The sequence below is a fragment of the Paenibacillus sp. FSL H3-0286 genome (assembly GCF_045040705.1).
Taxonomy (GTDB): Bacteria; Bacillota; Bacilli; order Paenibacillales; family Paenibacillaceae; genus Paenibacillus_AQ; species Paenibacillus_AQ odorifer.
The window spans coordinates 434,525-457,703 of the sequence record NZ_CP150285.1 but is presented as its reverse complement, the minus strand read 5'-3'; the positions used below and the strand labels follow the sequence as shown (position 1 = coordinate 457,703).

Genomic DNA, 23,179 nt, shown 5'->3' with positions numbered 1-23,179 from the left:
TCTTGTTTGGGTATTGTCTATTGGATAGAATGAACTTCACACCAATTACGTAGGAATTGCAGATTAGTATTGAAGTAATGATCGTTTTGCCACCCACAACTCCAAACCTGTGCGTTCCCTGTGTGCAGACCCATCAACCATATCTCCCGGATAGCAACAAATATAGGGATTGCCTTTAAATCGTTCTCAGATAATACTTTATGCTTTTGGTATGAGTTCAGGAAAACAGTCCATTGTTCATTGTCAAAATGCTCTCGTTCTTTCCCTCTAACCCTTGACCACAGAAACACGGAAACATCATAGGCCCTCCAGCCAAAACCTCCGCAATCAAAGTCGAAATGAGTCAGGGTATCCTCGTAGAAATGTACGTTCGCTCCATGAAGATCACCATGACATGCCCCCCAATCCAGCGCTGATGAGATTTCAGCTATGCTATTTGCCAATACTTCCGACAAAGATTCTAGATAATCGATATCCTCTTGCCTGTGGGATAAAGGCTTGCGAATCGATTGAAGCGGTTCTTGAAGCAGATGATCCAGATTAAGCGTAAATCTTTGCTGCCCACATTCGAAATCATCCATAGCCAGATGCATCTTAGCCACTTGTTCACCGTATAATTCACAGCTAGCTTTTTCATCGGAATAATTGCCTTTTGCAAAAGTAAACAGAACTGCGTAACGTGTTCCTTCAGGAGCCTCCAGCTCAATTAGGTAACCACCATCCCTGCTGATTACCGGAGCCGATACCGGGATATTCTTCTTATTTAAGTGATTCAATAACTCCACTTCAAAATCAATCTCATGTTTATTTCGCCAATGAGCTTTATAGATCCTAAGAATGTATTTATCAATAGAGGTCTTTAGTAAATAGGTATCATTAAGTCCGTTCTCATAAAAACTACACTCCAAAACATCCCCGATTTCATAAAGATCATTAATTACGGGTACTATGGCATGGGAAGAAATTACGGAATGATACACCGGCAGTTTCAGCATATAAATCACCCTTCAACGTTAATTACTACTCACTATTTATTTTCACGTTTGGCCCGTATAAAGGCGAGGGATTTATTAAATATAGCTAAACTTTCCGCATCGTTAATTTAATTGCTCTATAATGCTCTGCTTCGATATTGATCGTCTAACAAACTGAACCATACCAGTCTGGACAAGTAAAATAACCAAGAAATACAGGAAAATAGCACTCCAAGGGAATTAGTATTGAATGTAGGAAAGCCCCACCATATTCCCTGCACTCTTACTTATCATGTATCCCATTAGATTGCCCGTAAAAAGAGCCATCGTAAAGCTTCCAACCACTAAAAATCCTGTTTCATAGGTTAACATAGCCATTAATTGTTTTCGGCTCATTCCTATGGCTTGCATAAGGCCTAGCTCCCCTTTTCTTGCAGAAATAGTGGTGATTATGGTGTTCAAGAGATTGATCATACTGAATACTGCTATAAAAACCATAAAACTATACACTGAAATAGTGATAGTTCTAAAAGCAATTCTATTGGATTCCACAACTTCGGAAAAAGACAATAATTTGAGTGTATCCTCATTGAGAATCACACCCTCTAACTCACTCTTTATTGACTCTTCATTCGATTTATCCATAGTAATAACTTCGTAGCTCTTATTGCTATTAAAAGGGGCTACAGTTTGCATTACTTTGGGTGGAAGATAAAATGAAGTTCCTGAATTCTTATCCGTAATATCTCCAATGATCTCAAAATCATGTTTGGCCTTCTCCTGATCATTAGCAATTATGAATGAAATATGATCACCGACAGCGTAATGAGCCCCGTAATAATCTAAGTCACTACTGGCGCTGTTAAGGAGTATGTAGGATGCATCCGACGAATCAACATCTGGGATCTTCCCCTCAGCCAAATGACTACTCCATCTTTCGTTGTTTAACGTAGGGATATTCTCAATACTGACTATCGCGGCCCCGTCATCCGTTTTTATTCCTTCGATAGCAGCTTCAATATACTGATGTTCGATTACGTCCTCAACTTCATTTATAGCTAGGATTTTATTTTTTAAAGAAGTAGATAGTTGCCCTTCCGTCTGAAGATCACTTAATGAGGTTGTTTCAGAATACAACTCATTATTAATTTGAATATCAAACCGACCATGATTCGGAAAATATTTCTCTGCTTTTGAGATTGGATCGACCGAGTTTAATAATGTCCCCAAGGAAACAAATAGCGTTCCGCTTAAAAAAAGAGACAGCAAAGTTAACACCGTCTTTTTCCTGCTTCTTGATAAGTTCAATGCAGCTAAAGAAAATGGTGTGAGTCTTTTCGAGTTTCTTTTCTCCTTTTTTGTATTAACATCGGCATCTACATGTCTAATCGCCGTTATAGGAGAGATTCTTGATGCGAATTTAGATGGTGCGTTTAATGAAGCTCTAACTGTTACTTTGGTGAGCAAACCGGCTAAAAAGGCAAGTGAAAAACTTGGAACTGCATTCCAGTGAAAGCCACTTAAAATCCAGCTCATTAAACATCCTAAGATAACTCCAATAGGGATATATTTTCTTGAAAGATTTTTCCCTTCATATAGAACTAGCTGTTTTATCTGCTTTTTTGTTGCACCGATTGCTCTAAGTTGTCCGTATTGTTTAATTCGCTTAGTAATTGAAATATAAAAGATATTGTAGATAACTAGCCAACAAGCCAGTGCGATGATCAGCATGATAGACAAGATGGATATCACAGTGCTTCCTGACAGATTATTACTGTCCACATTCACATTATTGATCTGAATATTTCTCTCAGAGATACCCATTCGCTGCCCTATTTCTTTGATTTTTGACTTCAGTTCCTCGTTGGAATAACTGCTGCTGTTGTTGATGCTAATTGCCGCGGAGTAATCCTCTTTGGAAAGAAACGGATCTGCCTCAACGAACGCGCTTGATACCAGAGCATTGTAGCCGATTCGATTCTCGTTACCTGATGCGGTTGTTTGCAGAATTCCAGAAATCACAAATTGGCTGGTTTGAAATTCTTTGCTGGCATTGTTTCTAAATTGCAAAGAAATAGAATCGCCAAGCCCCAGGCTTCGATCATCGGATAACTGAAAGTCTTTTTCTATTGCAATTTCATTTTCTTTTGTAGGGAACTTCCCCAGAACGATATTGGCATTTGATAAATCCATCATGGCTTGATCCGTGTAGAGAATGGACAATAAGCGTTCTTCTTTTTTCTCTCTGCCTATTTCCTTATAGAGTCCGATTTTATTAATTCCCTCTATTTCTTTCAATCGTGAGATTTCATTGTTATTGAGATTATAGAATAAAGCCTGGAAATTCGACTCATGTTGTAGGTTAGTAAAAGAATTATAACCAAAGGTCATTACAACAGTTAATAAAAACGCAGCTAAAGCTATCACACTGCCTACAAAGTAATTTTTGGTTTTTTCCGCTTTTAAATTTGCTTTTGCAATTCTTATCATTGCTGTTTTATTCTGTATGGACATTGATACATCATCCTCCTATCGTATAACGAATATTCCTCCCTTTGCATCATCAAGTGAATACTTTCACTATTTATTCTATAGATAATATTCTCCAACAAAGATCAATCACCCTTTAAATAGATGATATATACTATATTTACTATTCATATAATATATGGATACAACAAAAAAGACTTCCCCCTCTGGAGCGTTTGAGTATCTCCAAATTAGCGGAAGTCTTTTTATGCTCAATATGCCTTGTGTAGCAAACATTTAGATTAATAAATTACGCCTCGGCACTTCTCTCCTGAAGCGCACCGACCAACGGATTCCACCGCCAGCGCGGAGTCAATCCTTGCAGATGTACACCTCCAAACCACTCATCGCTGCCATTCTTCTGCACCCAGTCTTCGTTTCCAGCTATTACACTCTTACCTAGCTCTGTTAATACAAGCTCACAGTCTTTAAATTGCATTACTGAATCGTTATAAACAGGGAACTCATTGCATCCATGGGTTTGTAGCAAAGGGTACGTGCCTTGTACCATCTTTCTTAGGATATGCCAATATTGCAAGTCGCCCATTCCCAAGATATGAAGCTTATCACCCACATTTTTGAACAGCTCATAGGGTGATTTTATTCCCTCATGGATCATCTCCAGCGTGATTTGTTCTACGATGCCAAGTCCGTTTGTAGTAGAAGGAAAGCGCGATAAATGCGCCCGGAAGGCGTCATGTGCAAAGGGTAAAGCCGATGTATCTGTAGTTAATCGTTGTTGCAGCAATTCTGGATTCGGTGATACATAGGCTTCCCAGAGTGCTTGACCTGCTTCTAATTCTTTGGCTCCGATTAGCTTCCATGTGCCTGATAATGTTTCCATCTGCTCTATAGAAAGTTGTCCAAGTCCTCGAAATAACTTTATTCCCGGATACTCTCCAATGCATAGTAAGCTTAGCTTGGTGGTTAACATTTTCTGCTTCGAGAACCAATGGAGTAAATAACTGAGCATCGTCTGATCGAAAAGGTCATGCTCGAACCATAACACCACTTCTTCATATTTATGGAAATCAGCTAAAATCTTCTCTTGCCTCTCACTATTGGCGATAAATTCCCTCTGCGGAATCCCCATCGTTTGTTCCAAATATTGCGCTCGAACAGCGCGGTTATCTCCATCGGCAGGATCCAAAAATACCGGCCCATGCGAATATACCTCTCTCCACACTAGTACATCACCTTTCACGATTCCTTGCCGCAGCTTCTCTCCCACTACATCTCCATTTACAATGTGAAGCACAGCTTTTCCCCCTTCGTACAAATGGTTGAATACGGAAAGAACATCTGCCACAGGCAATGCACCTTTCAGCTTGCGGCGGGCATCAAAAAGTCGCTTCTTCAATACCGAAACCGAAGTCCCCAGAAAGTCAGCAATCTCTTGTAGTGAGTAGCCTTGAAAATAATATAATTGAACGGCAATCCGCATATTGGACGTTAATGCAGCTATAGACTCGTGAACCAGCCGTTGGGTTTCCTTTTTCTCAATAATATCTGCTATAGAAAATGAAGATTCTGTCGCTTGCGCAGCTTCATCGTAGGGTAATGCAGGATGCTGCTTTCTTCGCAAGATGCGATAACATTGCCGCACCACAATAGCTTTAAACCAGCCCGGGAATGCCTCTACTGCTCGTAATTTATTCAAATGCAAAAAGGCTTCTGTGAAAGCTTCCTGCACAGCATCTTCCGCTAATTGATAGTCACGCAGCTTTTCGAACGCAACTGCATTGGCCATCGGTGTAAAGTGCTTAACAATCTGTTCAAAAGCTTGTCGGTCTCCTTGTTTAGCCTCTTCGATATACTGAAGCATCTGTCCTCCGCTCCCTTCTTCCGTATTATATACAAGTGCCAATGAAGTTCCTAAAGGTTACGGATGGGATTGAAAAGTCAGACGTTATTTATTTTTTCCTATTACATCCTTTGCAACCTCTAGAGCTGAAGAGGCTCGCGGCCAACCTACATAAAAAGAAAGGTGGGTGATGGCCTCCACGATTTCTTCAAGTTGTAAGCCGTTCTCTAAAGCCAAGTGCAGATGATAGGGGAGTTGTTCCGTCATGCCCCCCATCACCAAGGCAGAAATCGTAATCATGCTACGATCCCGAAGTGATAATTGCTCACGTCTCCATAAGTCCCCAAATAACACATTTTCCGAGTAGTCGACGAATGCCGGAGCGAACTCCCCTAACGATTCCCGTACATTTGTGACGATTTTCTGATGCGCCATATTACACCTCCCTAACCGGAGGTTGTAGCATTTGAGCAACACCGTTACCAAACGACCAATCTTCGAATTCCGTATCGACGAGCACAATGAATATATCTTCTTTTCTGATGTTTAGCGTCATCGATAATTCCTCGGCTAGCCTCGCGTAAAAGCTTTTCTTCTGTTCCGTTGATCTTCCGGATTTTAGCATAACTTGGATATATATCAGTCCGTCGCTTCGTTCAATATTTAAATAATCTTTACTATAAAAAAATTCCCCCGCTTTATGCGCATGAAAAACCTGAAACATATCATCCTCCGGTACATGGAAATGCTGAATTAACGCGCTCATAATCGCTCTGCATATTCCTTCTAGCTGATGAATGTCGTATTGTTGCTCCAGATAACTGACTCTAATGAATGGCATTTTAATTCACTCCTTCTTTGGAATTCTTTTATTGTACTCTCAGTATTTTGATTTATATAATTGAATAAGATAATAATCTTAATCAATTATACCGATAGAGGTGACAATCGATGGATCTAAAAGAACTGATGGCTTTTAAGACCATTCTTCAAGAAGGCACTTTCTCACGCGCTGCAGAGAAGTTGAATTATGCACAGTCTACTATTACCAACCAAATTCAACGACTTGAAAAAGAACTGGGCATACAACTCTTTCACAGAGGCTGGGAAGTAGAACTGACAAGTGCTGGGCAAGTTTTTGCAGGGGAAATCGATAACCTTATTCAACATTGGAACTATGTAACAGAACTCACCAAAGCTTTACAGCATGACGAAATTGGTACACTTCATATCGGAAGCATTGAATCCATGATGGAATCCGTCCTACCGAACGCCTTGCGAAAGTTTCAGGAGCAAAAAACAAAGATGGCATGTAACTTCATTCAGGGTAACACTGATTCCCTCTCACAACTTGTTCTACAAAGAGAACTGGATTTCGCCATCTGCGGTGAGCCGTCCGACCTGTCTTTCTTTTATTTCGAACCGCTTTATCACGAGAAAATCGCTTTTATAGTAGATGAAAATCATCCTTTAAACGGACGAGACGAGATTTCATTTCGAGAAATTCTTGAATATCCAATTATAGCTGGAGGACGCACTTGCTTATATTACCTTCGGTTAGCTAAGCAATTTTCGAGATTCGAATCAAAGCCCACTTTATCCACCATAAGCCAAATTTCTGCTATTCCTCATTTTGTAAGAAAGAACCCTGGGGTGGGGGTAGTGCTTGATTCGACAGCTTTAATGACAGATATCGTAAAAATAGATGTTGAACTAAGCGAGCCGTTCATTCAAGTGGGTATATTACAGCAGCGCAACCGAGAATATCTAGCAACATCATCTAAAAAACTAATCCTACAAATCATAAAAAAAGAAATTGAGAGGATTAGTAACGCTAATCCTACGCTCCACATTTGAACCTCAAGCTAGTTCCATATATGATAGCTTTATCATCGTTATCAGGGGAGGATTCATAGCAGTGGCAGTATTAATCAATGAACAAATCAGAGCATCCGAAGTAGTCCTTACAGGACTTAGGGGTGAGAAGCTGGGGATCGTCTCCCGGGAAGAAGCGCTGGCCATGGCCAGATCAGCAGGTGCTGATCTGGTATGCACCTCGCTAATGAGCAGCCCACCGCCCTGCAGCCTAACTGCAAAGGGCAAAGCAAAAGCGGCCGCGCAGAAGGAGGCAGCCTCAGCACGCAAGGCCAGTGGGGGCTCAGCTGCAAAGGGCGGCAGCAAGGAGAAGGTCAAAGAGCTCCGCTTCACTGCTCATATTGAAGAGCATGACTACGATACTAAGCTCCGTCAGGCTGAGAAGCATCTCCGCTCCGGCAAGCCGGTGCAATTAGTTGTCAAAGCTTCCGGTGCGAAAGAAGCTGCTGCCGCAAAGACGGTACTAGAACGCCTCGTAGCTGACCTCAAGGAAGTCGGAGTCAAAGATACCGGCATCCAGACAGGCGGCAAAGGTTCACAGGTGAAATTAAATCCACGGTGAGAGTGGATTTAATTTCAGATAATTTAGGCTCAAAACCAAAATTAGTGGACCATTTCATGAAAATGCTGCTGCTATCTGCAAATGTAGCTTTATTGCGAGCAGAATTCAGAATTGCGTTCGGACACCACAGCCCTTATTCGTAACTATTTCGCTGTTCTGGGATGCTAACGGACTTCAGAGACTTTATATCACTAAAATAGCACGATATTCCCTCCATTTATGGAAAATAAGATCTCTCGAGTCCGCAACTTCCTCCAAAAGGCTTAAAATGTACAAATAGCTGCATCTAAGTCCGTTAGCACAATAGCAAGTGGAAATCAGGAACTGGGCAAGGGGCATGATTCTTATATGCAAGCAAAAGCGCCTTCGGTGTCCCTAAAGAACGGTAAGCGCTTATGCGAGAAATAGAAGGATAATGTATCGTGCCAAACTTATACTTTCTTGTATTATTAAAAAAGGCCATCCTCTACAGGATGGCCTTTCACTTCATAGACAATGTCCTTGCTCGCTCTTAATCAGTCACCTTAAACATGATTACCCATTAATCCCCTTGGGCGAAAGTTCATACCCCCAGCATAGAGGTGGGAGACATCTCCCAATCCAATACATCTGGGAACTGCATAGTGCTCGCTGCGCTCTTCAAACAAGATCGTCGTTACCGAGCTTGGAGCAAGCCAAAATACGGACCAAGCCAAGGCTAAAGGAATCTGCAATAAATGGGCTAGCCATGCAAGGCCAAAGCCACCATGACACACAACTCCAATCTTCTTGGTAGAAGGCTCGAGGATACGATATAGGCCATCCTCTCTTTTATAGTGGTGGCGAAGCAAGAATTGATCTGAAGCCGCTTGTAGTTCGCTAAACCGCAATTTGTATTCCTCTTGTTTTAACCAATGATCTGTTTGATCAGACCATTCTCTTTTTCCACTCGATAGTTCACTAATATGTTCTCCGGGGCTATCCCATATAGGTGCCAGTTGTCCATCCAACATAATCCCTGTCCAATCCAATTCACAAGTCCAAGGTTCTGTCTGAATTACAAGTCCCGTCTCTTTGGCCACATAACTTGCTGTTGTCTGTGCTCTACCCAATGGTGAAGCATATAATTCATCCAGTCCGATAGATCCCATGCGTTTTCCCAATGCCGCTGCTTCCTGATGCCCGAATTCCGTTAGATCATCTATAGAATAGTCCGGATCACCATGACGAATCAGAAATATTTGCATAACAATGCCCTCCTCCCCTCAAATCCAGCCTTTTTCTTCCGCCAGCCGTACCGCCTCAATCCGGCTTTTCACTTCCAGCTTATTGAGTATTTCAGAGATGTAATTGCGGACAGTGCCATAAGATAGATGCAGCGAAAAGGCTATCTCGCTCGCGGTTTGCCCTTCTCCAGCCAGTTTTAAAATCTCGCGCTCCCGTGCTGTTAATGGATTCTCCTCCCGCAGACTGCCGAAGACTAACTCAGGAGATACCTCCCGATGTCCAGCCATGACACGACGAATAGATTCAGCTAGCTTATCTACAGGCTCGTCCTTCAACAAATACCCTTGAATACCAGCCTTTACTCCACGCTCAAAATACCCTGGACGGGCAAAGGTAGTCAAAATAATAATTCGGGTCGGACAACCCTTACTCCGCAATATTTCTGCAACCTCCAGCCCGCTCTTGAACGGCATTTCAATGTCCATGAGACAGACATCCGGCTGAAGCTTGTCGATTAAAGCTAACGCCTCCGCCCCATCACAAGCTTCTCCGACTACTTCGATATCGTCTTCAAGATCCAGCAAAGAAGCCATCGCTCCCCGAAGCAGGCGTTGATCCTCCGCTATAACAATGCTTATCATGCAGTCTCACCCCCTTGTGCATCTTTTACGATTAGCGGGATGGTAACGATCAGCGTAGCTCCCTGACCCTCAGCTGAGCTTAGCGACAGGGAGCCATCAATCAGGGATAGACGCTCTGCCATTCCCTTCATGCCATTTCCATCGCTAAGCCCACCATTCCCTCTCTCCCCATGCTGTAGACCAATGCCGTTATCCTTAACGGTAATTCGCACTTCTCCAGCCAGCTTTGCCACTCCTATGAAGCATTTGTCCGCTCTACTATGCTTTACGATATTAGTCACTGCTTCTTTGATACAGAGGCTAAGGATATTTTGCGTCAGGTCGGATACCCCCTCCAGAGAGATATCCCCTTCCACTTCTAAGGCGATCTCTGCCGTTCGCAGCATCTCTCCAGCCTCAGCCAGTTCCTCTGCTACTGAGACCGCTCGCATTTCCGACACTAGCTCACGCACTTGACGGAGCGCAGCCCGTGAAGTGCGCTGAATTTCTCGTGCTTCCTCTTGAGCTCGCTCCGTATTTTTCGTCACCAGCTTCTCTACGAGTTGGCTCTTTAACGTAATCAGGGACAAGGTATGGCCAAGGGTATCATGCAGGTCACGGGCGATTCGCATTCGTTCCTCACGCTTCACCAGCTCTTTAATCACCTCATTCGCTTGATCCAGCTCTTTCTCCAGCTTCTGATTCCGATTCATGGACCTCACTCCGAACGGACTAATCAACATAATAATAATAAACGGAGCTAAAAACATCACGCTTCCCCACTCCATCTCACGACCCACTAAGACCAGCACCGAAAGGATCATGATCACAAAAGAAGCAAATGCAATTTTGAACCCTTTATTCTCCGTATAATATGCGATAAAATTTGCGGTGAAAAAGCCCATGTACAGATTATAGGGGGTATAGAACAAACTAAGCACCACGATGATTAACATTTGAATAAATAACCAAACATTAAACACTCCACCCCGCACCCAATACAGCTGGCGATAGCTGAGGGCAAACACCGCTATCATAATCCCGCCCAGGATGAGCTTCATTCCAGTCTCCCCGCGCAAATTCAGGATGGGCAAAACCAGATAAACAGCCCATACAAAAGGGAAAAAACCCTGTTTTTGTGGAAATAACCGGAACTTCGCACGCTCAGCCATTCATTCACACCGCTTCCTGTTTTTTTCGAATATAGACCGATAGTAACATAAAAACTACCAAATATCCGAGTAAAATCAAGACATTACTCCACGTCGGAGCTGATCCACGAACGATCTCCCAGGCTCCATTCCCATAGTTATAGGAAGGCAACCAATGACCAATCCGCTGCATTAATCGTGGCAGTATCTCAATCGGCATCCACATGCCTCCTGCTACAGCAAGAGCCATATAAATCACGTTGCTGACTCCACTGGCTGTATCCACCCGTTTCATAGCACCTACAAGCGTACCAATCGCTAAAAATGGTAGAGAACCGATCAGGATCCACAGCCCGCTAAGCACCCATTGACCTGCGGATAAAGAGACGCCATTGATTAAATAGCCTGCGATAAAAATACAAATGACCGAAAACAGATGCATCATCGTCTGTCCGAACATTTTTCCGAAAAAATAGATCGATCCCGGCAGCGGTGTAATCCGAATAAAGGTGGTCCAGCCTTGTGTTCGTTCTTGCACCAACCGGATGCCAAGCGTCATAATGGCTGAGCCCATTACACTGAAGGTCGCCATAGACATTAAATAATGAGCACGCCACGTTAGGTCATCGCTACCTGTATTGACCACCCGGGTGAAGATGAAATAGAACATGATGGGCATGAGCAAAGACCAGAACACATAATAGGGATTACGGATGATCCGCAGCATTTCCGCTTTACACTGTACAGTAATTAGTCTCATGGTTAGACAGCCTCCTCTTGGTTCATGGTCAATTGTTCAAAAGCCTCATCCAAACGTCCCTGATCAATTCGAACATCCTTCACAGGAAGTCCAGCCACAAAAATCGCTTTAAGCGCCTCATCTGTATCCTCTGTGGTCACGTGAATGCGGCCATCTTTTTCATAACAATCCTCTATAGCAGCTAGGTCTAGCAGGTTTCTGCGCAATTGCGAGCGATCACCCACAGGCAGGAAGGACACGGAACGCTTCACAATCCGCGATTTAATCTCATCTGGACTTCCGTCCGCAACTAAGTGTCCTTTACTGAATAATAGAATACGATCCGCGATATCTTCTGCTTCCTGCAAATAATGGGTCGTGAACACAATCGTTTTTCCTTGCTCCGCAAGTCCACGAACCGTTTCCCAGAACCGCCGCCGGGAAGTAATATCAAGTCCGACTGTAGGTTCATCGAAAAAGATCAGCTCCGGATTACCCGCGAGGGCTAGCGCAAAGCCCAAACTACGCTTTTGACCGCCCGAGAGCTTCTCGGCGTATCTATTCAAATCGGCTGGCGCAAGTCCAGTAGCCTTAATTAGAAACTCCATATCCATAGGCTTTGGATAATAGCTGCGGATCAGATCAATGATCTCCCGCACCTTTAGCCGATCCATTACACTTACCTCCTGCAGCATCGCTCCAGTCTTTTCACGTACTGCTTTATCCTTCGGATGATGACCGAACAACTCCACTGTACCCTCGGTAGGCTCTATTAGCCCCAGCAGCATGCCTAATGCCGTTGTTTTACCCGCTCCGTTCGGTCCCAGAATAGCTGTAATCGAACCTTTAGCAATGTTAAAGCTGATATTATCTACGGCCTTTTTATCCTTATATATTTTGCTGACCCCGTGCATTTCTATAATATTATCCATAACGTAATCCCTCCGCTTCCGAATGCGTTTGATCTATTTCAATCATATGGAAAAAGAAGACATGACATTAGTATGGACTGTCATTTCTTTAAGATGACAACTGTCACCTTCCTGGCTTCGAATAAAAAAAAGAGGCTGCCCTATCAGTAGAATGAACTACTAATAAGGCAGCCTCTTTAGGTGAAGAGAGTTTAGTTATCTCCGGAGGAATCCTTTTTCCAGCAGGAACTCCTTCATATGCAGCCGTGCTGGCTGTGCCAATCGCTCCGCCATAATGGCCGACCAAGGGGTGTCTTTGGCGCCGTGGGTCCGCTCACGCATATAGTCTGAGGAGACTTTATCGTAAGTTTTGACCTGCTCCACAGTGGTTTCCGCATTGTAGCGATTACGATGCAGAACAGCCTCTAGTGGAAGCCGCGGACGCAGGCCCGAAGCTCCGTCAGGATAACCTACACACATCCCGAATATCGGATAGACCAATTCAGGCAGTCCCAGCAATTCCGATACCTCCGCGATCCGGTTACGGATTCCACCGATATATACAATTCCAAGTCCTAGTGATTCCGCAGCCACTGCAGCATTCTGTGCAGCAAGCGCAACATCAACGGTAGCTACAATCAGGTTCTCAGCAGAATCTTCATAAGAAGTCTCTCCCTGCAAATGAGGTTTCGTCACCTCGCGCAGCCGATACAGATCAGCGCACCAGACCAAAAACACTGGGCATTGTTCTATATAAGCCTGATTGCCCGCTAGTCCCGCAAGCTCCGTCTTTAGTGCCGGGTCAGTAACTGCAATAACACTATAAGCCTGAACATTGCTTGAGGTTGAAGCCATCTGAGCTGCTCCAATAATAGCGCTAAGCTGATCTTCACTTACTGGCTTATCCTGAAACTTGCGGACAGATGCATGTTTCATTAACAGAGAAATTGTATCGTTATTTACTTGCACTGTGGCCACTCCCTAAATAGTGATAGTGATATTACAGCTTTACCCGCTGTAGCCGAAGTGCATTCAAGACAACAGACACGGAGCTAAATGCCATCGCAGCTCCTGCCAGCCATGGGGCTAGAAACCCAAGTGCAGCAATCGGTATTCCTATTGTATTGTAAGCAAGCGCCCAGAACAAATTTTGTTTAATATTTCTCATCGTTTTGCGGCTCATCATGATCGCATCAGGAATACTCTTCAGATCCCCGCGCATCAGCGTAATATCAGCTGCTTCCATAGCTATATCCGTTCCTGTCCCAATCGCCATACCCGTATCGGCAGTAGCCAGTGCCGGAGCATCGTTGATCCCATCCCCAACCATGGCAACCTTAGTCCCATTCTGTTGGAGCTTGCGAACCTCTTCGGCTTTGCCCTCTGGCAGAACCTCTGCTAACACTTTTTCGATCCCTGCCTGCTTCGCAATAGCCTCAGCTGTAATTTTATTGTCACCAGTGATCATTACGACTTCAATACCCATATCATGGAGCGCGGCTACAGCCGCTTTTGAGGTCGGTTTAATCGTATCAGCAACGGCCACAATCCCAGCGATTTCACTCTCTACCGCTACTAGCATAGCTGTCTTTCCCGACTCCTCCAGCTTCTTCATAATTGGAGTCCATTCTGTGATATCAAGCTGATGATCTTCCATCATCCGCCGCGTGCCTACCATAACCTGCTGATCGGAGACAACGGCCATAATTCCACGTCCGGGCACATTATCAAACTGCTCAGCAGTAGGCAAAGCCAAGCCTCTATCAGCAGCGCCAGCAACAATAGCTTCCGCAAGTGGATGCTCAGATAGCTTTTCAGCAGCTGCAGTTAAAGCTAACAAACGGTTTTCCGCGTTTTCTTTTCCATAAGCTGCAATTCCAGTAGTAGTCACAACATCGGTAAGCACGGGTTTACCATTCGTCACTGTACCTGTTTTATCTAGCACAACGGTCTGAATCCCTTGCGCTCCCTCTAAATGCTCCCCGCCCTTGAAGAGGATTCCAAGCTCTGCTGCCCGGCCCGATCCTGCCATAATGGAGGTTGGCGTTGCCAGACCTAGCGCACATGGACAAGCGATTACGAGCACTGCAATGGCTTTTTCGAGGGCATCAGCGAACTGGCCAGGGGCTGCCCAGAAATACCAGATCAGAAAAGTTATTACGGCAATACCCACAACAATCGGCACAAAAATTCCTGAGATTACATCGGCAATCCGCTGAATCGGAGCTTTGGAGCCTTGAGCTTCCTCCACTACTCGGATAATTTGAGCCAGCGCAGTGTCGCGACCCACTTTATTGGCTTTGATTCTCAAGATACCGTTCTTATTCATAGTGGCACCGATCACGGTATCCCCTGGTTTTTTCTCCACAGGAATACTCTCTCCGGTCAACATAGACTCATCCACAGAAGAAGATCCCTCGACTACCTCACCATCCACAGGTACCTTTGTTCCGGGTTTCACCAGTACAATATCGCCAGGAATGACTTCATCTGTCGGGATATTCATTTCTTGCCCATCCCGAATTACGAGGGCGGTTTTTGCCTGAAGCCCCATTAAGCTTTTGATTGCGTCAGAGGAACGGCCTTTCGCCAGCGCCTCAAACCATTTACCGACAAGGATAAGTGTAATGAGTACAGCACTCGTCTCATAATACATTTCTACAGTATGATTCATTCCCTTCATGCTTAAGGAATCAATAGTCAGATAAAGACTGTAGAAATAAGCTGCCGACGTCCCTAATACGACTAACACATCCATATTGGCACTCCGGTTACGAAGGGCTTTATAAGCACCGACGTAGAACTGCCAACCGATGATAAATTGCACAGGGGTAGCCAGCACAAGCTGGAACCAAGGATTCATAAATATATCCGGTGTTGGAATCCAGCCGGTGAAGGAGAAATGACCCGCCATCGCCCATAACAATGGGAACGAAAGAATTGCAGAAATGATCCATTTCCACTTTTTATGCTGAATTTCTTTTCCACGACGATCCACATGATCCTTGCGGTCTTCTTTAAGAGAAGCTTTATAGCCGATACTGCTTACCTTCTCCATGATCTCCCTTGGACTGATATTACCGGGTGTATATTCTACATGTGCTGTTTCCAGCGCCAAATTCACATTAACTGCTGCTATGCCCGGTGTACGGCTCAACACTTTTTCAATCCGTGAGGAACAAGCAGCACAGGTCATCCCCGATATATCAAAATCCGCAGATTCTTTAATAGTGTCATAACCAAGAGAACGGATTTTATCTTCAATTTGTGGCAACCCTGATACTGTCGGATCAAATCCAACAGTAGCCTGTTCCAAGGCTAGATTCACATTCGCACGAGATACGCCGTCCATCCGGGACAAACCCTTCTCAATTCGGGTTGCACAAGCGGAACAGGTCATACCTGTAATCTGTACAGTTGCCTGCTGTTCGTTTGGTGAAGCTGTTGTTTTGGTTTTATCCATGATTTCCACGCCTCCACATACCCCTATAGGGTATGATAATTTCTAAAAGAAAAGGCATTGGAGCTTTGGGCAGCTTCCCCATATCACTCCAAGCCTTATTACTGTGCTTCAAATTAAACTACGTCATACCCTTGATCTACAATTGCTTCTTTAATCGCACCAAGGCTTACTTTGTTCTCATCATACTCGACGGAAACTTTCTTAGCAGCAAGATCAACTTTAGCTGTGGCTCCAAGATTGCCTACGGCTTTCTCTACAGAGTTAACACAGTGACCACAAGACATTCCTTCAACGTTTAATGTAGCGTTTGACATTAATATAACCTCCAATAAATGTTGTGAAGCTATGCTCTAGAAGCATTAGCTTATTATTTCATTAATTTGTTAACCGTAATTAGGAGCTCGTCGATAACCTCATGTTCGCCAGCTTCGATTCGCTCAACAATGCAACTTTTCATATGTCCTTCTAACAGCATCTTACCGACACCATTTAACGCCGCCTGTACCGCCGCGAGCTGGTTGAGTACATCATCACAATAGGTATCCCGCTCAATCATACCCTTTACCCCGCGGATCTGGCCTTCAATCCGGTTGAGGCGCGTATTCAAGTTATTCTTGAATTCTGCCGAATGATGACTTTTTCGTTCTCCTGATGATGAAGAATGACAATTTATGTCGCAGGATTCTGCAGCTTGCTCTTTCTTGGCAGTAGACATAAGAATCAGCCTCCTTGGTTATAATATAATATACCCCCGTAGGGTATGTCAAGAGGCATTCCTAATTCATCCACAGATGATCTCCACGGGTAGTTTGTCCCTATATTACCGCCGTATTCTTCTACGGTTGGCTATACATCTCTATTTTTTCAAAAAAACTATTGCCTCCCTATTCAAATTTGAATATAATAAATTTTGCTTCTAATTATGAACATTTTTCGAACAGAACTATCACTATCACTATCACTATTAAGAAAAAGGAGCTGCGAAGCATGCATACTAAAGAAAGTAATCTTAAACTCGTAGTGGTTGGCCTGCTGCTTGGGATTCTTATGTCCGCAATGGACAATACCATTGTAGCTTCAGCTATGGGAACGATAGTCTCAGATCTTGGCGGTCTGGATAAAATCGTATGGGTCACCTCCGCTTACATGGTAATGGTAATGGCCGGAACCCCTATCTTCGGCAAGCTCTCTGATATGTATGGACGTAAACGTTTCTTCATTTTCGGATTGATTGTATTCCTGATTGGCTCGGCTCTGTGCGGTACTGCCACCAGTATCACACAGCTCAGTATTTACCGTGCCATTCAAGGGATCGGCGGCGGTGCACTAATGCCAATCGCCTTCACCATCGTTTTCGACATTTACCCGCCTGAAAAAAGAGGGAAATTGACCGGTCTCTTTGGAGCCGTCTTCGGAATCTCCAGTGTACTTGGACCTTTACTCGGTGCCTATATTACCGACTATGTTGGTTGGCAGTGGGTATTCTACATTAACCTGCCGCTAGGAATTATTGCACTGTTCCTGATTGCAACTTCTTATAAGGAGTCGATCTCCCACGCTAAACAGCGCATTGACTGGGGCGGAGCCTTCACTCTGGTTGGTGCGATTATCTGCCTAATGTTCGCTCTGGAACTTGGTGGTAATCAATATGCTTGGGATTCCAGTGCCATCCTTGGCTTATTCGTAGGTTTTGCTGTTCTCTTGCTGGCGTTTATCCTTATTGAGAGAGTAGCTGCTGAACCTGTGATCTCGTTCGCTATGTTCCGCAAACGGTTGTTTGCAACAAGCAGCGTGACCAGCCTATTTTATGGCTCTGCTTTTATCGTAGCTACTATTTACATTCCTATCTTTGTGCAGGGTGTATTTGGCGGCTCAGCTACGAACTCAGGGCTGATCCTTATGCCGATGATGATCGGTACGGTCGTTGGCAGTCAGACCGGGGGGCTGCTTACAACAAAAACCAGCTTCCGCAACATTATGATCCTATCCGCAGTCTGCTTTGTCGCAGGGGTCTACAGCCTAAGCACTTTATCACCAGATACCTCCCGTCTCATGCTTAATGTATTTATGGCTCTGACTGGGTTCGGCGTAGGCTTTTCCTTCTCCGTGCTGAGTATGGCAGCTATCCATAATTTCGATATGCGCCAACGGGGGTCGGCAACATCGACCAGTACCTTCATGCGCTCCCTTGGAATGACGCTGGGAATTACGATCTTCGGGATTATTCAGCGGAATAGCTTTACTAACAGTCTAAGCGATGCTTTTGGCGGTAGTGAACAGTCAGCAGCTTTCGGAGATCCACGCGCTGCGTTAACACCTGAAGCAAGAGCGAAGATCCCTGCTGAAATATTAGAAAAAATATCAAGTGCGTTATCCACCTCTATTGCCCAAACCTTTATGTGGGCCTTGATTCCTGCAGTGCTCGGTCTAGTCTTTGTACTGCTCATGCCAAAAGACCGTCTTACCATTCCTGCTAAAGCTGTTCAGGCGTCTGAGGGCAAAAGGTAACCATTATGTCCATGAAATTAGCCATTTTAGGTTTACTGCTGGAGCGGAACATGCATCCCTATGAAATCACATTAGTGATGAAGGAACGTTCCATGGACCGGATCACCAAGCTGCAGATGGGATCACTCTATTATGCTGTGGATAAGCTTGCACAAGATGGTTATATAGAAGCTTTAGAGATCATCCGCAGCAGTGATCGGCCGGACAAAACAATCTATGCCATAACGGAGCAAGGTAAAGCTTTATTCGAACAGCTTATCCTGCAACAAATTAAGAAAAACGAACCCTTCTATCATCCGATGTATATGGCCCTGGCTATGTCCCGTCATATCGATCAGAGCAAGGTTGAGAAGCTGCTCGAGGAACGCCTCCGGGAAACAGAACATCAGGTTAATCTGGCTTATCAGGTATACGAGGAGCATATCTCCATCGTGCCTCGTTCTGCCCTGCATCTAATGTACGGTACATATGAGCACACCCTGACTGAGCTGAAATGGCTGCAGCGCCTATACGATGATGTTGTAGCACGCAAGCTAAAAGACGTAGGGACACCGTTGAATTTAGAGGCCTAATGGCCTCTTTTTTCTGTTTAAGGGAGTCAAAATACGTTTATTAACGAGCACAATATCCATTAAATCTCAAAGGAAGGCGAGGCGGTAAAAATGACCCGAGAAAAACATCAGCTGAATAGTGGCAAACGGGATCACCCGGAACAATATCCAACAGAGAAAGAAAGTCTATTTGATCTTCATGAAAGTGAGCAGAATGTAGACCCGATTCCGATGGAAGATTTAACGCTGGAAAAGCAAGAGGAAAAGAACAAAGAGGAGACCAAACACCGCTCTTCCAGCGACAAAAAATACCATACGGGCTTCTGAGAGTGTACAATATCTACAAGTACGCAATCATAATTTCCAAGGAGGAATCACATTGTTGAAAGCGTTACCTTTAAACAAGCGCGGGATTCCCGCAAGCCGCATTGCTTTAGGCTGCATGGGGCTAGGCGGTGACTGGGACCATGAGCCGATTACTGCGGAGAATGTTAAACAGGGACATGAAGCGGTTGATGCCGCCCTTTCCATCGGCATCAACATGTTTGATCATGCAGATATCTATACTCGTGGGAAGGCGGAGAAGGTATTCGGTCAGATTTTTAAGGATCGTCCAAGACTACGTGAAGAAATCATAATTCAATCTAAATGTGGAATTAAGCTAATGGAACCTGGAGACAGCACTAATACGTTTGATTTCTCTGGCCAACATATTCTGAACAGTGTAGATGGAATATTGTCACGACTTGGGACCGAATACATTGATATTCTTCTACTGCATAGACCTGATCCCTTAATGGATCCCGAGGAAGTAGCCTCCGCATTACATCAACTGAAGGCCGCTGGTAAGGTTCGTCATTTCGGGGTTTCCAATATGAGCGCCGCTCAGATCAAGCTGCTGCAGACTTATTGCGATGAACCTTTTATCGTAAACCAGCTGCATATGAGCTTGGCTAAGATCAGCTGGGTGGATGCTGGAATCAGTGTAAATCGTGAACCCTGGAAGGATATTATCTTCCCTGAGGGAACCCTTGAACATTGTCGGATGGAGAACATTCAGCTTCAAGCCTGGGGGCCACTCGCCCAAGGTCTATTTAGCGGGCGTTCATTAGAGGATCAACCGGAGAATATCGTCCAAACAGCAGCTATGGTCCAACAGCTCGCAGATGAAAAAGGAACAACACCCGAAGCCATTGTACTGGCTTGGCTAATGACACATCCAGCTGCCATTCAGCCTGTTATTGGAACTGTGAATCCGAAGCGTATTACTGCCTGTGCCGATGCGGACAAGCTGGAGCTTAGCCGTAAAGAATGGTATGACCTGTATGTTAGTTCACGCGGTTCAAAACTTCCGTAACATATACATTTATATTCTCAACTTCATTACTCCGCTTATGCCCGGCTCGCGTTACTACTGCGAGCCGGGTATTTTTTTGCGAATCACCCTAACTTATCGTTCTTTATTGCGAATATATTTAGTAATCGAGCGATAAATGGAGTTATTCAGAGATAAATTATCATTTTTGTTCTTTATAGAGTACAAATGCGCGTTATTGGCAGTTTTCTTTTTGATTTATTCCATGTATGATTCATTACAGAAGTTGTTCTTAATAAAGAACGATAATAACGAACCAAAGAAACAGACATTGAGGGGAGGTATTCCTCTGAGACCCAGATCAGCAAGGAGAAGACCTAGAAGAAACAGGAAAATCGGATTACGTATACTGCAATCAGGAATGGCTGTCTCCGTCTTATTTCTATATACCTCGCAGCAAGTTGGTGGTACCTATGGAGGCTTTGGAGCCGCTACGCAAACCACTAGCACGATTAGCTTTTGCGAAGTATTTCCGAATTCGATCAAGGCACTGCTTACAGAGTTCAAAGAGCATGTTAATCGAGCGCTCACTTTAAAAGAATCACTACAGCCCTTTTCCACATCAGCTAACTACTCGGACGTTTCGGGAATAGAAGGGATGTCGCTGGAAGAGCTTGATGTCGCTGCAGAAGAGATTTCTTCGCAAATAGCGGCGCTTCAATCCCAAATAGATAGCGTTAACGAGCAACTGGCGGCTAACAGCCAAATTTGGAACCAAATCCACAATGAGCTAAGTGCAGCAGCAGCCTTACTCTTCCAGATAGGAGGATATATGACTTCTCTAGATTCCAACTGTCTAGAAATCAAGGATGAGCAATTTTTCAGAGATTTACAAAGCAGCCTGAATCAAAGCGGTGTGATCTCGGAATCCTTGAATGCTTCCTTAAATGGAGTTATTAGTTACCTAACCTCCATACACGATGTCGGTCTTCCATTCGCATCGGTAGTTACCAGTGATGTTTATGGACAACTTGAATTACGCGAAGGAGAGTTCCCACAGCCACTGCCATTCCTGATTACCTTCACTCAACCAGACGGCGTGATCTCTAGCGACCTCACCTCATCTTATGAAGCTCTAAATACCGAATTGACTAACCATAAAGAATCGGCAACCTCAGGTATCACTACCCTTCAAGATAAACTCCAATTGATCAGTCAGACTCGCGAGCAAAAACTAGAAGAGCTTGAAAAAGCTCGGCTAGAAGAAGAGCAAGCAAAGAAAGAAGAAGAAGCGAAAAAAGAAGAAGAACGTTTGGCTGAGGAGAAAAAGCAACAAGAAGCCGAGGATAAAGCGAAAGCTGAGGCACCCCCTCCAACATCAGGCGAAGCTGCTCCGGAAGCCCCAAATAAAGAACAACCTGAAGCCCCAGCCACTGATCCGGTTAAGCCGGAAATTGACGAAGAGCTCACAATTCCAAAAGATGTCCCTCAGCAAGAGGCTCCACAAGAGACGCCAAAGGCGGAAGACAGTACGACTACCCCGCCGGTAGCAACCCAAGCTCCTTCGGACCCTCAACCTGAGAAAGGTGGAGAATAAGATGCGAATTAAAAAAATTATCAATAATACCCTATCGAGCTTAATGCTTGTGATCTTTATTCTGCTGGTGGCAGCCGTAGTGTTATCCAAGGCCTCCGGCGGTGAACCTGCTTTCTTCGGATATGAGATCAAAACCGTACTCTCAGGATCGATGGAACCAGGAATTCAGACAGGCTCAATTGTCGCATTAAAACCCGGAGGGGATATGAATCGTTTCAAACCAGGCGATGTCATCACCTTTAGGAATGAAGATAATCTGCTCATTACTCACCGGATTGTAGAAGCGACCGTCAATAACGCTACTGGTGAAGCTGTTTATCGCACTAAAGGCGATAACAACGACGCGCCCGACATGAACCCTACCAGTTCTGTGAATGTTGTAGCTCAGTATACCGGGGTCACTGTACCCTATGTCGGTTACGCTATGAATTTCGCGGTTTCCAAAGCTGGAAGTGTAGTCCTCATGATCGTGCCTGGCTTGATGCTTCTGCTCTATGCTCTGTATACCTCTTGGAAGGCTGTAGCTGCATTAGAAAAGAAAAATGCTGCCCTACTGCCAGCCTCACCGCCCCCAACAGAAACACAGCCCTAAGTTGATTGTCCACTTCCGCTTACGAACCGGAAGATACAATATATAAATTTTATAAAAAATTCAAACACAAATTTGAGGAGGAATTTTATTATGGGTATCAAGAAAACATTGGGTCTTGGCGTAGCATCTGCAGCACTGGGTTTATCATTAATCGGCGGAGGAACCTTCGCATACTTTAGCGACACTGCGCAAAGCACAGCTACATTCGCAGCGGGCACGCTCGATCTGAACTCCGACCCTTCTGTCATCGTTAATATTCCTAACCTGAAACCAGGTGATACGGTAACTAAATCCTTCAAATTGAAAAACGATGGTTCGCTCGATATCGGATCTATTATTCTGAATACATCGACTCAAATCACGGATGCTAAAGGAGATAACTACCTGGATTTAGCCGAGTTCATTAAAGTTAAATTCCTTAGAAATAATGATAAAGGAGTACCTATCGTCTCTCCTGAAAATGTAGTTTATGAGACTACACTTGCTGCTTTAAAAAGTCAGCATCCGGATCTCGTAAAAAATACAGGTTGGGATCAACTCTTTACCGAAGCATCCGGTATTAAAGCCGGTACCAACGACAGCTTCTCCGTCCAATTCGAATTTGTGGAAAATAACCAAGATCAAAATATTTTCCAAGGCGATAGCTTAACACTGACTTGGGATTTCGTAGCTAAACAAGGTGCGAAAAAAGACTACTAAGATCAATAAAGTAATTTAATAAAATACTCGATGAGCAGCAGATCCTGAATCCGGCCACGGATAAGCAGATTGCTGCTCTTCTC

23 protein-coding genes are annotated in these 23,179 nt (G+C 44.3%); 9 read left to right on the top strand and 14 right to left on the bottom strand.

The annotated features are described in order from the left end of the window. Nucleotides 1-17: 17 nt before the first annotated feature. The 5 genes from MHB37_RS02015 to MHB37_RS01995 all read right to left on the bottom strand — a co-directional run bounded on the left by MHB37_RS02015 (nt 18) and on the right by MHB37_RS01995 (nt 6,148). Nucleotides 18-995, bottom strand: coding sequence for a phosphotransferase (locus MHB37_RS02015; protein WP_076192721.1), 978 nt, complete (start codon nt 993-995; stop codon nt 18-20). Between the two features lie 219 nt (nt 996-1,214). Beyond that, nucleotides 1,215-3,488, bottom strand: a complete 2,274-nt coding sequence (locus tag MHB37_RS02010; protein WP_405168886.1) for an ABC transporter permease — start codon at nt 3,486-3,488, stop codon at nt 1,215-1,217. Between the two features lie 265 nt (nt 3,489-3,753). Further along, nucleotides 3,754-5,328, bottom strand: coding sequence for a sigma-70 family RNA polymerase sigma factor (locus MHB37_RS02005; RefSeq protein ID WP_076192795.1), 1,575 nt, complete (start codon nt 5,326-5,328; stop codon nt 3,754-3,756). A gap of 84 nt (nt 5,329-5,412) precedes the next feature. Then, nucleotides 5,413-5,742 carry a carboxymuconolactone decarboxylase family protein gene (locus MHB37_RS02000; protein WP_076124622.1) on the bottom strand — a complete coding sequence of 110 codons (330 nt, stop codon included), beginning with the start codon at nt 5,740-5,742 and terminating at the stop codon, nt 5,413-5,415. Between the two features lies 1 nt (nt 5,743). Further along, on the bottom strand, nt 5,744-6,148 hold the full coding sequence (locus MHB37_RS01995) for a tautomerase family protein (RefSeq protein WP_076192719.1): 405 nt from the start codon (nt 6,146-6,148) through the stop codon (nt 5,744-5,746). A gap of 110 nt (nt 6,149-6,258) precedes the next feature. Here MHB37_RS01995 and MHB37_RS01990 point away from each other — a divergent pair, with 110 nt between their 5' ends. Further along, nucleotides 6,259-7,164 (top strand): LysR family transcriptional regulator, encoded by a 906-nt coding sequence (locus MHB37_RS01990; RefSeq protein WP_076185655.1) that lies wholly within the window; start codon nt 6,259-6,261, stop codon nt 7,162-7,164. A gap of 61 nt (nt 7,165-7,225) precedes the next feature. Next, nucleotides 7,226-7,744: a translation initiation factor IF-3 gene (gene infC, locus MHB37_RS01985; protein WP_076185653.1), complete on the top strand. Its 519-nt coding sequence runs from the start codon at nt 7,226-7,228 to the stop codon at nt 7,742-7,744. Between the two features lie 524 nt (nt 7,745-8,268). Here infC and MHB37_RS01980 read toward each other — a convergent pair. The 9 genes from MHB37_RS01980 to MHB37_RS01940 all read right to left on the bottom strand — a co-directional run bounded on the left by MHB37_RS01980 (nt 8,269) and on the right by MHB37_RS01940 (nt 16,549). After that, nucleotides 8,269-8,970, bottom strand: a complete 702-nt coding sequence (locus tag MHB37_RS01980; protein WP_076192717.1) for a histidine phosphatase family protein — start codon at nt 8,968-8,970, stop codon at nt 8,269-8,271. Between the two features lie 18 nt (nt 8,971-8,988). Then, nucleotides 8,989-9,591 (bottom strand): response regulator transcription factor, encoded by a 603-nt coding sequence (locus MHB37_RS01975; protein WP_036682756.1) that lies wholly within the window; start codon nt 9,589-9,591, stop codon nt 8,989-8,991. Then, nucleotides 9,588-10,742, bottom strand: a complete 1,155-nt coding sequence (locus tag MHB37_RS01970; RefSeq protein ID WP_076192714.1) for a sensor histidine kinase — start codon at nt 10,740-10,742, stop codon at nt 9,588-9,590. Before MHB37_RS01970 ends, MHB37_RS01975 begins: the two co-directional genes overlap by 4 nt. 4 nt (nt 10,743-10,746) lie before the next feature. After that, nucleotides 10,747-11,481 (bottom strand): ABC transporter permease, encoded by a 735-nt coding sequence (locus MHB37_RS01965; protein ID WP_036682760.1) that lies wholly within the window; start codon nt 11,479-11,481, stop codon nt 10,747-10,749. Between the two features lie 2 nt (nt 11,482-11,483). Next, nucleotides 11,484-12,392 carry an ABC transporter ATP-binding protein gene (locus tag MHB37_RS01960; protein ID WP_076124631.1) on the bottom strand — a complete coding sequence of 303 codons (909 nt, stop codon included), beginning with the start codon at nt 12,390-12,392 and terminating at the stop codon, nt 11,484-11,486. A gap of 195 nt (nt 12,393-12,587) precedes the next feature. Beyond that, nucleotides 12,588-13,340 (bottom strand): oxygen-insensitive NADPH nitroreductase, encoded by a 753-nt coding sequence (gene nfsA, locus MHB37_RS01955; RefSeq protein WP_076101226.1) that lies wholly within the window; start codon nt 13,338-13,340, stop codon nt 12,588-12,590. 31 nt (nt 13,341-13,371) lie between these two features. Beyond that, complete coding sequence (locus MHB37_RS01950; RefSeq protein WP_076192712.1) at nt 13,372-15,834, bottom strand: heavy metal translocating P-type ATPase; 2,463 nt, start codon at nt 15,832-15,834, stop codon at nt 13,372-13,374. A gap of 113 nt (nt 15,835-15,947) precedes the next feature. After that, entirely contained in the window at nt 15,948-16,148 is a 201-nt protein-coding gene (locus MHB37_RS01945; RefSeq protein WP_076124634.1) for a copper ion binding protein, read from the bottom strand. A gap of 53 nt (nt 16,149-16,201) precedes the next feature. Next, nucleotides 16,202-16,549, bottom strand: a complete 348-nt coding sequence (locus MHB37_RS01940) for a metal-sensitive transcriptional regulator (RefSeq protein ID WP_076124636.1) — start codon at nt 16,547-16,549, stop codon at nt 16,202-16,204. A gap of 272 nt (nt 16,550-16,821) precedes the next feature. On the opposite strand from MHB37_RS01940, the gene MHB37_RS01935 reads away from it, so the two are divergent. From MHB37_RS01935 to MHB37_RS01905, 7 genes are all read left to right on the top strand, one after another. Then, entirely contained in the window at nt 16,822-18,342 is a 1,521-nt protein-coding gene (locus tag MHB37_RS01935) for an MDR family MFS transporter (RefSeq protein ID WP_036682771.1), read from the top strand. Between the two features lie 5 nt (nt 18,343-18,347). After that, nucleotides 18,348-18,914 (top strand): PadR family transcriptional regulator, encoded by a 567-nt coding sequence (locus MHB37_RS01930; RefSeq protein WP_076124638.1) that lies wholly within the window; start codon nt 18,348-18,350, stop codon nt 18,912-18,914. Nucleotides 18,915-19,004: 90 nt separating this feature from the next. Continuing rightward, on the top strand, nt 19,005-19,220 hold the full coding sequence (locus MHB37_RS01925; RefSeq protein ID WP_076124640.1) for a hypothetical protein: 216 nt from the start codon (nt 19,005-19,007) through the stop codon (nt 19,218-19,220). Between the two features lie 52 nt (nt 19,221-19,272). Continuing rightward, entirely contained in the window at nt 19,273-20,250 is a 978-nt protein-coding gene (locus tag MHB37_RS01920; protein WP_076124641.1) for an aldo/keto reductase family oxidoreductase, read from the top strand. A 379-nt stretch (nt 20,251-20,629) separates the two neighbouring features. Then, the gene (locus MHB37_RS01915) at nt 20,630-21,805 is read left to right on the top strand and encodes a hypothetical protein (RefSeq protein ID WP_076192710.1); all 1,176 of its coding nucleotides are present in this window, start codon (nt 20,630-20,632) and stop codon (nt 21,803-21,805) included. Between the two features lies 1 nt (nt 21,806). Further along, complete coding sequence (gene sipW, locus MHB37_RS01910; protein ID WP_076124645.1) at nt 21,807-22,397, top strand: signal peptidase I SipW; 591 nt, start codon at nt 21,807-21,809, stop codon at nt 22,395-22,397. A gap of 90 nt (nt 22,398-22,487) precedes the next feature. Then, nucleotides 22,488-23,096, top strand: a complete 609-nt coding sequence (locus MHB37_RS01905) for a TasA family protein (protein ID WP_036682781.1) — start codon at nt 22,488-22,490, stop codon at nt 23,094-23,096. The last annotated feature ends 83 nt before the right edge of the window (nt 23,097-23,179 follow it).